The 14734-nt window shown below is 63.4% G+C and carries 11 protein-coding genes; 6 read left to right on the forward strand and 5 right to left on the reverse strand.

The genetic code is table 11. The annotated features are described in order from the left end of the window. Positions 1-124: 124 nt before the first annotated feature. The gene (locus tag AACG97_RS22550; RefSeq protein WP_009685608.1) at positions 125-1576 is read left to right on the forward strand and encodes an MDR family MFS transporter; all 1452 of its coding nucleotides are present in this window, start codon (positions 125-127) and stop codon (positions 1574-1576) included. A 105-nt stretch (positions 1577-1681) separates the two neighbouring features. Here AACG97_RS22550 and ttgR read toward each other — a convergent pair whose 3' ends face one another. Further along, positions 1682-2314 (reverse strand): efflux transport transcriptional regulator TtgR, encoded by a 633-nt coding sequence (ttgR, locus tag AACG97_RS22555; protein ID WP_009685609.1) that lies wholly within the window; start codon positions 2312-2314, stop codon positions 1682-1684. Positions 2315-2573: 259 nt separating this feature from the next. Here ttgR and ttgA point away from each other — a divergent pair, with 259 nt between their 5' ends. The 5 genes from ttgA (at position 2574) to AACG97_RS22580 (ending at position 10502) form a co-directional block, all read left to right on the forward strand. Continuing rightward, on the forward strand, positions 2574-3728 hold the full coding sequence (gene ttgA / locus AACG97_RS22560) for a toluene efflux RND transporter periplasmic adaptor subunit TtgA (protein WP_009685610.1): 1155 nt from the start codon (positions 2574-2576) through the stop codon (positions 3726-3728). Positions 3729-3731: 3 nt separating this feature from the next. Then, positions 3732-6884 carry a multidrug efflux RND transporter permease subunit TtgB gene (gene ttgB / locus AACG97_RS22565; RefSeq protein WP_009685611.1) on the forward strand — a complete coding sequence of 1051 codons (3153 nt, stop codon included), beginning with the start codon at positions 3732-3734 and terminating at the stop codon, positions 6882-6884. Further along, positions 6881-8335 (forward strand): AdeC/AdeK/OprM family multidrug efflux complex outer membrane factor, encoded by a 1455-nt coding sequence (locus AACG97_RS22570; RefSeq protein ID WP_047149619.1) that lies wholly within the window; start codon positions 6881-6883, stop codon positions 8333-8335. The genes ttgB and AACG97_RS22570 overlap by 4 nt, the downstream gene beginning before the upstream one ends. 198 nt (positions 8336-8533) lie before the next feature. Then, positions 8534-9790 carry an OprD family porin gene (locus tag AACG97_RS22575; protein WP_009685614.1) on the forward strand — a complete coding sequence of 419 codons (1257 nt, stop codon included), beginning with the start codon at positions 8534-8536 and terminating at the stop codon, positions 9788-9790. Positions 9791-9989: 199 nt separating this feature from the next. Next, entirely contained in the window at positions 9990-10502 is a 513-nt protein-coding gene (locus AACG97_RS22580; protein WP_029887531.1) for an Mpo1 family 2-hydroxy fatty acid dioxygenase, read from the forward strand. Positions 10503-10682: 180 nt separating this feature from the next. Here the strand turns inward: AACG97_RS22580 and pcaC are convergent, their stop codons facing one another. Genes pcaC through AACG97_RS22600 form a run of 4 tightly spaced genes read right to left on the reverse strand, consistent with a single transcriptional unit; the run spans position 10683 to position 14540 of the window. Next, positions 10683-11075 (reverse strand): 4-carboxymuconolactone decarboxylase, encoded by a 393-nt coding sequence (pcaC, locus tag AACG97_RS22585; RefSeq protein ID WP_047583944.1) that lies wholly within the window; start codon positions 11073-11075, stop codon positions 10683-10685. A gap of 10 nt (positions 11076-11085) precedes the next feature. Continuing rightward, positions 11086-11877 carry a 3-oxoadipate enol-lactonase gene (gene pcaD / locus AACG97_RS22590; protein WP_009685618.1) on the reverse strand — a complete coding sequence of 264 codons (792 nt, stop codon included), beginning with the start codon at positions 11875-11877 and terminating at the stop codon, positions 11086-11088. A gap of 11 nt (positions 11878-11888) precedes the next feature. Beyond that, positions 11889-13241, reverse strand: a complete 1353-nt coding sequence (locus AACG97_RS22595; RefSeq protein ID WP_047149622.1) for a 3-carboxy-cis,cis-muconate cycloisomerase — start codon at positions 13239-13241, stop codon at positions 11889-11891. A 9-nt stretch (positions 13242-13250) separates the two neighbouring features. Next, on the reverse strand, positions 13251-14540 hold the full coding sequence (locus AACG97_RS22600) for an MFS family transporter (protein WP_009685621.1): 1290 nt from the start codon (positions 14538-14540) through the stop codon (positions 13251-13253). Positions 14541-14734: the final 194 nt, after the last annotated feature.

Consider the following 14734-nt stretch of genomic DNA (forward strand, 5'->3'; position numbering starts at 1 on the left):
AATTCGAGGGCCTGTTCGCGGGCACGCCCGCTCCCACAGATACGGCTCATGCTCGAGCCTGAGCTTTACCGGTGGGAGCCGGCATGCCCGCGAAGATGCCAAAACCGATAACCAAGGTACCCCCGTGACCGCCGCCCTGCCCCCCACCACCCTGCGCAACGTGCTCACCGCCCTGATGCTGGCGATCTTTCTCGGCGCCCTGGACCAGACCATTGTCGCCGTCTCGCTGCCAGCCATCTCGGCCCAGTTCAACGACGTCGGCCTGCTGGCCTGGGTCATTTCCGGCTACATGGTCGCCATGACCATCGCCGTGCCCATCTACGGCAAACTGGGCGACCTGTATGGCCGACGGCGCATGATCCTGACCGGCATCAGCCTGTTCACCCTGGCCTCGATCGCCTGCGCGCTGGCCCAGGACATGCAGCAACTGGTGCTGGCCCGGGTACTGCAAGGTATCGGCGCAGGTGGCATGGTTTCGGTCAGCCAGGCGATCATCGGTGACTTCGTGCCGCCCCGCGAGCGTGGCCGTTATCAGGGCTACTTCAGCAGCATGTATGCCGTGGCCAGTGTCGCCGGGCCCGTGCTGGGCGGTTGGTTGACCGAATACCTGTCATGGCGCGGCGTGTTCTGGATCAACCTGCCGCTGGGGCTGCTGGCCTTGTGGTCGATTCAGCGAGCCTTGGCGGGCATGCCGGTACAACGCCGCCAGGCGCAGGTCGACTACCTTGGCGCTGTACTGTTGATTCTCGGCCTGGGCAGCCTGCTGCTGGGCATTACCCTGGTCGGCCAGGGCCATGGCTGGGGCGACCCGGCCGTGCTGGCATTGTTCGCCTGCGCCGTGCTTGGCCTGGGCTTGTTCATTGCCCACGAAAGCCGCTGCGCGGAACCGTTGCTGCCACTTGGTCTGTTCGGCAATCGGGTAGCCGTGCTGTGTTGGGGGGTGATCTTCTTCGCCAGCTTCCAGTCCATTTCCCTGACCATGCTCATGCCCTTGCGCTACCAAGGCATCACCGGTGCAGGGGCCGACAGCGCCGCCCTGCATCTACTCCCGCTGGTGATGGGGCTGCCCATGGGGGCGTTCACCGGTGGGCGCATGACCAGCCTCACCGGGCGCTACAAACCGCAGATCCTTGCCGGCGCAATATTGATGCCGCTGGCCATCGTCGGCATGGCCTTCACCTCGCCGCAGTCGGCGTTGCCCAGCGCACTGTTCATGCTGTTGACCGGGATAGCCTGTGGCCTGCAGTTCCCGACCTCGCTGGTAGCCACGCAAAGCGCGGTGGCCAGCCAGGACATCGGCGTCGCCACCAGCACCACCAACCTGTTCCGCTCGCTGGGCGGGGCCATGGGCGTGGCATGCATGTCCAGCCTGTTGCTGGCACTGCTGCACCAGGGCGGTTTCGAATTGCTCGGTAACCCGTTGCTGGGGAGCTTGAAGGCAGGCGAGGTGGACGTGGCCACCCAAGGGCGGTTGCTGCAGACATTCCGCCAGCTGTTGCTGGGCAGCGCGGTGCTCGCGGTGCTAGGGCTGATCGCGGCGGTGGCGTTACCGGACCGGCAACTGCGCGGCCGTTGAGCACCTGGCCATGGTGCAGGCACGGTGCCTGGCTGAGGGAACGCAACGCATTAATCGTCCCTTAACACAAAGCGGAAACACTCCCTCACAATCCTTAACAAAGAGTCATTTGCACAGCGCCGGGCTCAAGCGCAGCATATCCAGCCCGGTGTCGACCCATTTGTCGACATCCGCCAACAGGTCAATGCTGTCCGGCAACAACAGCCAGCGCCCGATCAGGCCATCGACATAGGCAAACAGGGCCACCGCCGCGCGCTCGACATCCAGCTCGCCCGGCAACTGGCCCCGGCGCACGGCATTGGCCAGGGCCAGGGTAATGCCCCTGTGGCAATCCAGCACTGCGGCCTGGCGCTGCTGGCGAATCTCACACATGTCATCGGTGAACTCGCACTTGTGATGCAGGATCTCATTGATACGCCGGGTTCGGGCATCGAGCACCAGCTCGTTGAACACCTGCAACAGCAGCTTGCGCATGCAGCCCAGCGGGTCGACCTCGTCCTCGCTTTCGCTCGCGCGCGCCAAATGGTCATGGGTTTCATGCAGGCTGTCGAGCAACGCCTGCACCAGTTCGGCCTTGTTGTTGAAGTGCCAGTAGATCGCCCCGCGGGTCACCCCCGCCAACTCGGCAATATCGGCCAGCGTGGTTCGCGCAACCCCGCGCTTGTAGAAGGCCTTCTCCGCTGCCTCGATGATCTGGGCGCGGGTTTCCTGGGCTTCCTCTTTGGTTCGACGGACCATGGCAGTACAACCTCATCGGGCCCGAACGCGCGCTGCGCACGGGGGAACATTTCGCGGGCACCTCTGCAGGGCGCCTCGCGGCGGGGCTAATCACGGGCTGTGGCGGTACCTGGGTACAACCAAGCGGTATTTACAAACAACCATGAATGTAAGTATATTCCTTAGCAAGCTATTTATCTACCGGATAGCAAATTACTCCAGATCTCGACTCTTCCATTATTCTTGAGCGTCTACCTGCTCCTGCGACCCGAGGATCCTCATGCAATTCAAGCCAGCCGTTACCGCTCTGGTTTCCGCCGTCGCCCTGGCAACACTGCTCAGTGGCTGTAAGAAAGAAGAAGCAGCGCCAGCGGCGCAGGCTCCTCAGGTCGGCGTCGTAACCATCCAGCCACAACCTTTCACCCTGACCTCGGAATTGCCGGGGCGCACCAGTGCCTACCGCATTGCCGAAGTGCGCCCGCAGGTCAATGGCATCATTCTCAAGCGCCTGTTCAAGGAAGGCAGCGACGTCAAGGAAGGCCAGCAGCTCTACCAGATCGACCCTGCCGTGTACGAGGCAGCGCTGGGTAACGCCCAGGCCAACCTGCAAGCTACCCGCTCGCTGGCCGAGCGTTACAAGCAACTGATCGACGAGCAGGCCGTGTCGAAGCAGGAATACGACGACGCCAATGCCAAACGGTTGCAAGCAGAAGCATCGCTGAAAAGCGCACAGATCGACCTGCGCTACACCAAGGTGCTGGCCCCTATCAGCGGGCGTATCGGCCGCTCAGCGGTCACTGAAGGTGCGCTGGTGAACAACGGCCAGACCAACGCCATGGCCACCATCCAGCAACTCGACCCGATCTACGTCGACGTTACCCAGTCCACTGCCGAGCTGCTCAAGCTGCGCCGCGACCTGGAAAGCGGCCAGTTGCAGAAGGCTGGCGACAACGCCGCCTCGGTACAGCTGGTGCTCGAAGACGGCAGCCTGTTCAAGCAGGAAGGCCGCCTGGAGTTCTCGGAAGTCGCAGTCGACGAGACCACCGGTTCGGTGACCCTGCGTGCGCTGTTCCCCAACCCTGACCACACCCTGCTGCCCGGTATGTTCGTGCATGCGCGGTTGAAGGCCGGGGTCAACGCCAACGCCATTCTGGCCCCGCAACAGGGCGTTACCCGCGACCTGAAAGGTGCGCCAACCGCGCTGGTGGTGAACAAGGACAACAAGGTCGAACTGCGTCAGCTCAAGGCCAACCGAACCCTGGGCAGCGACTGGCTGATCGAAGAAGGCCTCAACCCGGGTGACCGCCTGATCACCGAAGGCCTGCAGTACGTGCGCCCTGGCGTCGAGGTCAAGGTCAGCGAAGCCACCAACGTCAAGAAGCCGGGCAGCCCTGATCAGGCCAACGCGGCGAAAGCAGACGCCAAAGCGGAGTAAACCATGTCGAAGTTCTTTATCGATCGCCCGATCTTCGCCTGGGTGATCGCCTTGGTGATCATGCTGGTCGGGGCCTTGTCGATCCTGAAGCTGCCGATCAACCAGTACCCCAGCATCGCGCCGCCGGCCATCGCCATCGCCGTGACCTACCCGGGCGCTTCGGCGCAGACCGTGCAAGACACCGTGGTCCAGGTGATCGAGCAGCAGCTCAACGGTATCGACAACCTGCGTTATGTGTCGTCGGAAAGCAACTCCGACGGCAGCATGACCATTACCGCCACCTTCGAGCAAGGCACCAACCCCGACACCGCGCAGGTGCAGGTGCAGAACAAGCTCAACCTGGCCACCCCGCTGCTGCCGCAGGAAGTGCAGCAGCAAGGTATCCGTGTTACCAAGGCAGTGAAGAACTTCCTGATGGTGATCGGCCTGGTGTCCGAAGACGGCAGCATGACCAAGGACGACCTGGCCAACTACATCGTCTCCAACATGCAGGACCCGATCTCGCGTACTGCCGGTGTGGGCGACTTCCAGGTGTTCGGTGCACAGTACGCCATGCGCATCTGGCTCGACCCGGCCAAGCTGAACAAGTTTCAGCTGACCCCGGTCGACGTCAAGAACGCCGTGGCTGCGCAGAACGTGCAGGTGTCCTCCGGCCAGCTTGGCGGCCTGCCGGCCATGCCGGGTACCCAGCTGAACGCGACCATCATCGGCAAGACCCGCCTGCAGACCGCCGAGCAGTTCGAGAAGATCCTGCTCAAGGTCAACAACGACGGTTCCCAGGTGCGCCTGGGGGATGTCGCCGAGGTTGGCCTGGGCGGTGAAAACTATGCCATCAGCGCCCAGTTCAACGGCAAGCCGGCCTCCGGTCTGGCCGTGAAGCTGGCCACCGGGGCCAACGCCCTGGACACGGCCAAGGCGCTGCGCCAGACCATCAGCGACCTGGAACCCTTCTTCCCACCTGGGGTGAAAGCGGTATTCCCGTATGACACCACGCCGGTGGTCACCGAGTCGATCAGTGGCGTAATCCATACGCTGATCGAAGCGGTGGTGCTGGTGTTCCTGGTGATGTACCTGTTCCTGCAGAACTTCCGCGCCACCATCATCACCACCATGACGGTGCCGGTGGTGTTGCTGGGTACCTTCGGCATCCTTGCCGCTGCAGGTTTCAGCATCAACACCCTGACCATGTTCGCCATGGTGCTGGCCATCGGTTTGCTGGTGGACGACGCCATCGTCGTGGTGGAGAACGTCGAGCGGGTCATGTCCGAAGAAGGCCTGCCGCCCAAGGAGGCGACCAAGCGCTCCATGGAGCAGATCCAGGGCGCCCTGGTGGGTATCGCCCTGGTGCTGTCGGCGGTTCTGCTGCCCATGGCGTTCTTCAGTGGCTCCACCGGCGTAATCTACCGGCAGTTCTCCATCACCATCGTTTCGGCCATGGGGCTGTCGGTGCTGGTGGCGCTGATCTTCACCCCTGCCCTGTGCGCGACCATGCTCAAGCCGCTGAAAAAGGGCGAGCACCACACCGCCAAAGGTGGCTTCTTCGGCTGGTTCAACCGCAACTTCGACCGCAGCGTCAACGGCTACGAGCGCAGCGTGGGTGCCATCCTGCGCAACAAGGTGCCGTTCCTGCTGGCCTATGCACTGATCGTGGTTGGCATGATCTGGCTGTTCGCCCGCATCCCTACCGCGTTCTTGCCCGAGGAAGACCAGGGCGTGCTGTTCGCCCAGGTGCAGACCCCGGCCGGCTCCAGTGCCGAGCGCACCCAGGTGGTGGTCGACCAGATGCGCGAATACCTGCTCAAGGATGAAGCCGACACCGTGTCGTCGGTATTCACCGTCAACGGCTTCAACTTCGCCGGCCGTGGCCAAAGCTCGGGCATGGCATTCATCATGCTCAAGCCATGGGGTGAACGGTCCCAGGAAAACAGCGTGTTCGCCTTGGCGCAACGCGCCCAGCAGCACTTCTTCACCTTCCGCGATGCCATGGTGTTCGCGTTTGCCCCACCGGCGGTGCTGGAACTGGGTAACGCCACCGGTTTCGACGTGTTCCTGCAGGACCGCGGTGGTGTCGGCCATGCCAAACTGATGGAAGCGCGCAACGAGTTCCTGGCCAAGGCGTCGCAGAGCAAAGTGCTCAGTGGCGTACGCCCGAACGGCCTGAACGACGAGCCGCAGTACCAGCTGACCATCGATGACGAGCGTGCCAGCGCCCTGGGCGTGACCATTGCCGACATCAACAACACCCTGTCCATCGCCTTGGGTGCCAGCTACGTCAACGACTTCATCGACCGTGGCCGGGTCAAGAAGGTGTACATCCAGGGCGAAGCCAACGCGCGGATGAGCCCTGAAGACCTGCAGAAGTGGTACGTGCGCAATGGCGCTGGCGAGATGGTGCCGTTCTCCTCCTTCGCCAAGGGTGAGTGGAGCTACGGTTCGCCCAAGCTGTCGCGTTACAACGGTGTGGAGGCCATGGAGATTCTCGGTGCCCCGGCGCCTGGCTACAGCACCGGTGAAGCCATGGCCGAGGTCGAGCGCATTGCCGGCGAACTGCCTAGCGGTGTGGGCTTCTCCTGGACCGGCATGTCCTACGAGGAAAAACTCTCCGGCTCGCAGATGCCGGCACTGTTCGCCCTCTCGGTACTGTTCGTGTTCCTGTGCCTGGCAGCGCTGTATGAAAGCTGGTCGATTCCGATCGCCGTGGTGCTGGTGGTACCGCTGGGTATCATCGGTGCACTGATCGCCACCAGCCTGCGCGGCCTGTCCAACGACGTGTACTTCCTGGTCGGCCTGTTGACGACCATCGGCCTGGCGGCGAAAAACGCCATTCTGATCGTCGAGTTCGCCAAGGAACTGCACGAGGAAGGTCGCAGCCTGTACGACGCCGCGATCGAAGCCTGCCGCATGCGTCTGCGCCCGATCATCATGACCTCGCTGGCATTCATCCTTGGCGTGGTACCGTTGACCATCGCCAGCGGCGCGGGCGCCGGCAGCCAGCACGCCATCGGCACCGGCGTGATCGGCGGCATGATCAGCGCGACCGTGCTGGCAATCTTCTGGGTACCGCTATTCTTCGTCGCAGTGTCGTCGCTGTTCGGCAGCAAAAAGCCGGAAAAAGACGCCACCCCTGAAACTCCACGTTATGAGGCTGGGCAATGACCAAGTCTTTGTTGTCCCTGGCGGTAACCGCTTTCATTCTGGGCGGCTGCTCGCTGATCCCTGACTACCAGACCCCGGAATCGCCGGTGGCTGCGCAGTGGCCGCAAGGCCCTGCATATTCCCCCACGCAGTCGGCAGACGTCGCCGCTGCCGAACAGGGCTGGCGCCAGTTCTTCCGTGACCCGGCACTGCAGCAGCTGATCCAGACTTCGCTGGTCAACAACCGCGACCTGCGTGTTGCCGCACTGAACCTCGACGCGTACCGCGCGCAGTATCGCATTCAGCGGGCCGACCTGTTCCCGGCGGTTTCCGCCAACGCCAGCGGTAGCCGCCAGCGGGTACCGGCGAACATGTCGCAAACCGGTAAGTCCAGCATCACCAGCCAATACTCGGCCACGCTGGGTGTCAGCGCCTATGAACTGGACCTGTTCGGCCGGGTACGCAGCCTGACCGAGCAAGCCCTGGAAACCTACCTGTCCAGCGAACAGGCACGGCGGTCCACGCAAATTGCCCTGGTGGCCAGCGTGGCCAACGCCTACTACACCTGGCAGGCCGACCAGGCGCTGTTCAAGCTGACCGAAGAAACGCTGAAGACCTACGAGGAAAGCTACAACCTCACCCGCCGCAGCAATGAAGTGGGCGTGGCCTCGGCACTGGACTTGAGCCAGGCGCGCACCGCCGTGGAAGGGGCCCGGGTCAAGTATTCGCAGTACCAGCGCCTGGTCGCCCAGGACGTCAACAGCCTGACCGTGCTGCTGGGCACCGGCATTCCTGCCAACCTGCCCAAGCCGCTGGAGCTCGACGCCGATCAACTGGCGGAAGTACCGGCCGGCTTGCCGTCCGACATCCTCCAGCGCCGCCCGGACATCCAGGAAGCCGAACACCTGCTCAAGGCCGCCAATGCCAATATCGGCGCCGCCCGCGCAGCGTTCTTCCCAAGCATCAGCCTGACGGCCAACGCCGGCAGCCTGAGCCCCGACATGGGCCACCTGTTCTCGGGCGGCCAGGGCACCTGGCTGTTCCAGCCGCAGATCAACCTGCCGATCTTCAACGCCGGCAGCCTGAAGGCCAGCCTGGACTACTCGAAAATCCAGAAGGACATCAACGTCGCCAAGTACGAAAAGACCATCCAGACGGCCTTCCAGGAAGTCTCCGATGGCCTGGCAGCGCGCAAGACCTTCGAAGAGCAATTGCAGGCGCAACGCGACCTGGTGCAAGCCAACCAGGACTACTATCGCCTGGCCGAGCGCCGCTACCGTATCGGTATCGACAGCAACCTGACCTTCCTCGACGCCCAGCGCAACCTGTTCAGTGCCCAGCAGGCGCTGATCGGCGATCGCCTGTCGCAGCTGACCAGCGAGGTCAACCTGTACAAGGCGCTTGGTGGCGGCTGGTACGAGCGCACTGGCCAAGCCAACCAGCAAGCCGCGGTGGATACGCCCAAAGGCTGACCTGGCTCGGTACAGCACAAGGCCCACCCTGGCGGTGGGCCTTTTTCATGGCTGCTGCAAAATGTGTCAGCAATTAACCAACTGGAACATTCCGTTCGATTATCGCCCCCTTCCGTTTGCGACGAATTGCCTCACCCCCGCCTCACGCAGCACCATCCCCCCACGCAACGCCCCATAAAAACAAGAGATCCACGACAGATGAGCACTTCGCAAACCGCACGCCAGCTGCTGCCCGGCCTGTTGGCCATGTCCTGCGCCCTCCCCGTCTTCGCTGCCGACCAAGGCGGTTTCCTGGAAGACGCCAAGGCCACCCTCAACCTGCGCAACTTCTACATCAACCGTAACTTCGTTGACCCGGCCAACCCACAGGGCAAGGCCGAAGAATGGACGCAGAGCTTCATTCTGGATGCCCGTTCCGGCTTCACCCAAGGCACCATCGGTTTCGGCGTGGACGTGCTGGGCTTGTATTCGGTCAAGCTCGACGGTGGCAAAGGCACCACCAACACCCACCTGCTACCCGTGCACGACGACGGCCGCCCAGCCGATGATTTTGGCCGCCTGGGTGTGGCGTTGAAGGCCAAGCTTTCCGAAACCGAACTGAAGGTCGGGGAATGGATGCCGGTGCTGCCGATCCTGCGTTCGGACGACGGCCGTTCGCTGCCGCAAACCTTCCGCGGCGGCCAGCTGACCTCCAGGGAAATCGCCGGCCTGACCCTGTACGCCGGCCAGTTCCGCGGCAACAGCCCGCGCAACGACGCCAGCATGGAAGACATGTCGATGAACGGCAAAGGCGCGTTCACCTCCGACCGGTTCAACTTCGGTGGCGGCGAATACACCTTCAACGACAAACGCACCATGATTGGCCTGTGGGATGCCCAGCTCAAGGACATCTACCACCAACAGTACCTGAACCTGACCCACAGCCAGCCGCTGGGCGACTGGACCCTGGGCGCCAACCTGGGCTACTTCATCGGCAAGGAAGACGGCGCCGAGCGTGCCGGCAAGCTGGACAACCGTACCGCCTCGGCGCTGCTTTCGGCGCGCTACCAGGGCCATACGTTCTACGTGGGCCTGCAAAAGGTCAGCGGCGACAACGCCTGGATGCGGGTCAATGGCACCAGCGGCGGGACCCTGGCCAACGACAGCTACAACTCCAGCTTCGACAACGCCAAGGAACGCTCCTGGCAGGTGCGCCATGACTTCAACTTCGCCACCGTTGGCGTTCCCGGCCTGACGCTGATGAACCGCTATATCAAGGGTGAGAACGTGACCGTCGGCAACGTTGATGATGGCAAGGAATGGGCCCGGGAAACCGAATTGGCGTACGTGATCCAATCGGGCAGTTTCAAGGACCTGTCGGTGAAATGGCGCAACTCCACCATGCGCCGTGACTTCAGCACCAACGCCTTCGACGAGAACCGCCTGATCGTGAGCTACCCGCTGAACCTGCTGTAAGCCCTGCCAATGTGCGCCATGGCCCCGCAGGATAAGCCCGCGGGGCGCCCCTGCCATTCGCCCCGCTGATGATAGTGGTGGCTGCGGGCTATCCTGAGCTATACCCATTGCCTGTACCGGGCCTGTCGCGGCGTGTAACCGCCGCGCAGGGCCCTGACAGGCAGCTTGACCAGCCCAAGCAAACCAGGGAGGCACAACAATGAAAACGCTCGTCGACCACCTGAGCCAGTACGCCAGTTACCACCGCGACCCGCGCAACATCGTCACCCACTTCATCGGCATCCCCATGATCGTGCTGGCAGTCACCATCCTGCTGTCCCGCCCCGGGTGGGAGGTTGCTGGCATATGGCTGTCCCCTGCCCTGCTGGCGGCAGCGGCTTCGGTCTGGTTCTACTTGCGCCTGGACCTGCGCTTCGGGCTGGTGATGGGGGCGTTGCTGGGCTTGTGCCTGTGGGTTGGCCAGGTGCTGGCGGTGCAGCCTACCGGGCTTTGGCTCGGTGCCGGGGTGGGCGCGTTCGTGCTGGGCTGGATCATCCAGTTCGTCGGCCACTATTACGAAGGCCGAAAACCAGCGTTTGTGGACGACATCAGTGGCCTGATCATCGGGCCTTTGTTCGTGGTGGCAGAAGCGGCCTTCATGTTGGGCTTGTGCCCGGCCCTGAAGCAGGCTGTGGAAAGCAATGCAGGCCCGGTGGCCATACGCTCGATGTAACCGTGGCACCTGAGCGGCCTTGTGTCGCGCTGTAACCCCGGCACCTGTGTAGGAGCGGCCTTGTGTCGCGATGGGCTGCGCAGCGGCCCCGGCAATCGTAGCTGCGAAGCTGATATTCCGGGGCTGCTGCGCAGCCCATCGCGACACAAGGCCGCTCCTACAGGCGGGGCCGCGTGAGGGTCAGCTACGCGACTCTACCCCTAGCTCGTCCCACACCGACTCCGCCAGGTGGAAGGTGGCGTTGGCCGCTGGAATGCCGCAGTAGATCGCGCTCTGCATCAGCACTTCCTTGATCTCGTCGCGGGTCACGCCGTTGTTGGCCGCCGCGCGCAGGTGCAGCTTCAGTTCGTCGTTACGGTTCATGCCGATCAGCATGGCAATGGTGATCAGGCTGCGGGTGTGACGTGGCAGGCCGGGGCGGGTCCAGATGTCACCCCACGCATGGCGGGTAATCATTTCCTGGAACTCGCCATTGAAGTCGTTGAGCTTTTCCAGGCTGCGGTCCACATGGGCATCGCCCAGTACCGCGCGGCGTACTTGCATGCCGGCGTCGTAGCGTTGTTTCTCGTCCATGGCAGGGTCCTCAGTGAGCCAACAGGAAAGCAAGCACGCGGCGGCTGAACGCCTCGCCAATCTCGACGTTGGACAGGTGCGCTGCCGGGAACTCGACGTATTCGGCACCGGCAATACCGGTTTGCATGAACTGGCCGTGCGCCGGGGTGGTTACCACATCTTCTGTCCCTGCCACGATCAACGTCGGCACCTGGATGCGACCGAGTTGCTCACGGAAGTCGGCATCGCGCACCGCCGCGCAGTTGCCGGCATACCCCTGGGGGCTGGTCTGCGCCAGCATCTGGCAGATACGCTGGGCCTCTGCGGCTTGTGCCTGGGCAAAGCCTGGGGTGAACCAGCGGGCAATGGACGCATCGCGCAGGTCGACCATGGCCTGCTGGCCGCCCTTGAGCACGGTGTCGATACGGGTGTTCCACACCTCGTCATTGGCGATTTTGGCGGCAGTGTTGCACAAGGTCAGGCTACGCAAGCGCTCACCGGCATTGATGCCCAGCCACTGGCCAATCAGGCCACCCATCGACAAGCCGACAAAGTGCGCCTTGGCAATGTCCAGGCCATCGAGCAGCGCCAGCACATCGCGGCCCAGTTGCTCGATGGAATAAGGGCCTTCGGTGACCAGCGATGCACCGTGGCCACGGGTGTCGTAGCGCAGCACCCGGAATTGCTCGGCCCACAGCGGCATCTGGGCGTCCCACATGCCCAGGTCGGTACCCAGCGAGTTGGACAGGACCAGCACCGGGGCGTCTGCCGGGCCATCGAGTTGGTAATTCAAAACGCCATCGGCCAGTTGCAAATGCGCCACAGCGGTCTCCTTCAGGCAGTGAAACGTTGATGTTCGGACACGGCGCGCGCCACCCAGACGCGGGCCTGGCCCAGGTAATGGGCAGGGTCGAGCAAGCGATCGAGTTCCTCGGCGGACAGTTCGGCGCTGACCTGCGGCTCGTCACCCAGCACGGCACGCAGGTGACGCTGCTCGGCCACGGCGCGCTGGCAGCATTGCTCCAGCAGGTGGTGGGCGCGGTCGCGGCCCAGGCGCTGTGCCAGCACAATGCTCACCGCCTCGGCCAGCACCAGGCCCTGGGTCAGGTCGAGGTTGCGGCGCATGCGCTCGGCATCCACCTCCATCCCCTCGGCAATCACCTGGGCCTGGCGCAGCGCACCGGAGACCAGGCAGCAGATTTCTGGCAGGGTTTCCCATTCGGCATGCCACAACCCCAGGCTGCGCTCGTGTTCCTGGGGCAAGGCGCTGAACATCGTCGAAACCAGCCCCGGCACCCGGGTGGCGGCCCCGATCAGAACGGCGGCCCCCACCGGGTTACGCTTATGGGGCATGGTCGAAGAGCCGCCCTTGCCCGGCGCGGAAGGCTCGAACACCTCGCCAGCCTCGGTTTGCATCAGCAAGCTGACATCGCGGCCGAACTTGCCCAGGCTGCCGGCGATCATGCCCAGCACCGAGGCAAACTCCACCAAGCGGTCGCGCTGGGTGTGCCAAGGCTGTTCCGGCAGGGCCAGCCGCAGTTGCTCGGCCAGCGCCTCGGCCACCGGCAGCGCCTTACTGCCCAAGGCCGCCAGGCTGCCCGAGGCGCCGCCGAACTGCAGCACCAGCAAGCGCGGGCGCAACGCCTGCAAGCGCTGGCGATGGCGGGTCACGGCGCCAAGCACCCCGGCCAGCTTCATGCCCAAGGTCACCGGCGTGGCATGTTGCAGCCACGTGCGCCCCACCATGGGGGTGTCGGCGTGCTTCAAGGCCTGCTGCGCCAAGGTTTCGGCAAGCTGGCCAAGGTCGCTTTCCAGCAAGTCGAGGGCAGCGCGCAACTGCAATACCAAGCCGGTGTCCATCGCATCCTGGCTGGTAGCGCCCAGGTGCACATAACGCTCGGCTTCGGGCACGCCGGTGGCGATCACCTTGCCCAACGCCTTCACCAGCGGGATTGCCGAGTTGCCAGCGCTGGCGATGGCATTGGCCAGGGCGCCTACGTCATAGCGCTCGGCCTGGCAGGCCGCCTCGATGGCGGCCACGGCGCTGTGCGGAACCAAGCCGACCGAAGCCTCGGCGCGGGCGAGCGCGGCCTCGAAATCCAGCATGCCCTGCAGGCGGCCACGGTCGGAAAACACCTCGCGCATGGCCGGCGCGGTGAAGTAGGCGTCGAACAGTTGGTTGCTCATGCAGCTTCCTTAATGATCATGGTGCAGGTACTCGGCCTGCTTCGGCAGGCGCAGGCTGAACAGGAAGGCTATCGCCATCATCGCTGTCACGTACCAGTAGAACGTATTCTCCATACCCATGGTCTTCAGCCCCAGGGCCACGTACTCGGCCGAACCGCCGAATGCTGCGTTGGCCACCGCATAGGCCAGGCCTACACCCAGCGCACGAACTTGCGGCGGGAACATTTCGGCCTTCACCAGGCCGCTGATCGAGGTATAGAAACTGACGATGCACAGTGCCAGGCTGATCAGTACGAAGGCCATGAACGGGCTGGTCACGGTTTTCAACGCCATCAGCAGCGGCACGGTGAACAGCGTTCCCAACGCGCCGAACAGCAGCATGGAATTGCGTCGCCCAATACGGTCGGACAGCATGCCGAAGAACGGCTGCAGCACCATGAACAGGAACAGCGCAGCCGTCATCACATAACTGGCGTTCTTCGCCGTCATGCCAGCGGTATTCACCAGGTACTTCTGCATGTAGGTGGTGAAGGTGTAGAAAATCAGCGACCCACCTGCGGTGTAGCCCAGCACGGTGATGAAGGCTGCAGCGTGGTTGCTGAACAAGCCTTTGATGGTGCCGGCATCCTTGTCCTGACGGGTTTCGGCGCTGCTGGTTTCGTGCAGCGAGCGGCGCAGCATCAACGAGATCAGTGCAGCAATGGCCCCGACCACGAACGGAATGCGCCAGCCCCAGGCACGCAGCTCATCCTCGGTCAGCAGCTGCTGCAGGATCACTACCACCAGCACGGCCAAAAGCTGGCCGCCGATCAGCGTCACGTACTGGAACGAGGCAAAGAAGCCGCGCTGGCCGCGCAGGGCCACCTCACTCATGTACGTGGCGGTGGTGCCGTACTCGCCACCCACCGACAGGCCCTGGATCAGGCGCGCCAGCAACAGCAGCGCCGGGGCCCAGGTGCCAATGCTGGCATAGGTGGGCAGGCAGGCGATCATCAGCGAGCCGAAGCACATCATCAGCACCGAGATCATCAGCGAGTTCTTGCGGCCATGGCGGTCAGCGAGGCGGCCGAAGATCCAGCCACCAATCGGGCGCATCAAGAAGCCTGCGGCGAATACCCCCGCGGTATTCAGCAACTGCACCGTGGGGTCGTCGGAGGGGAAGAACGCCGGGGCGAAGTAGATCGCACAGAAGGCATAGACGTAAAAGTCGAACCATTCCACCAGGTTGCCCGAAGAGGCACCAACGATAGCGAAGATGCGCTTGCTGCGCTCTTCACCGGTGTAATAGGTTGAGGTCATGGTGAGATTACTCCTGAAGGGTCCCAGGTTATTCTAGACATACCTGGTAACACCTCGTTCCGCCTTGAGGCTGGCAATTGGCCTTGAGTCGAAGGTGCCGGCCCCTTCGCGGGGCAAGCCTGCTGCCACAGTTTGCCGTTGTGCAGTGGGCAACGGCCATGCTGTGACACCCGGCTTGCCCCACGAAGGGGCCA

This window comes from Pseudomonas sp. Nvir, from assembly GCF_963778085.1.
Taxonomy (GTDB): domain Bacteria; phylum Pseudomonadota; class Gammaproteobacteria; order Pseudomonadales; family Pseudomonadaceae; genus Aquipseudomonas; species Aquipseudomonas juntendi.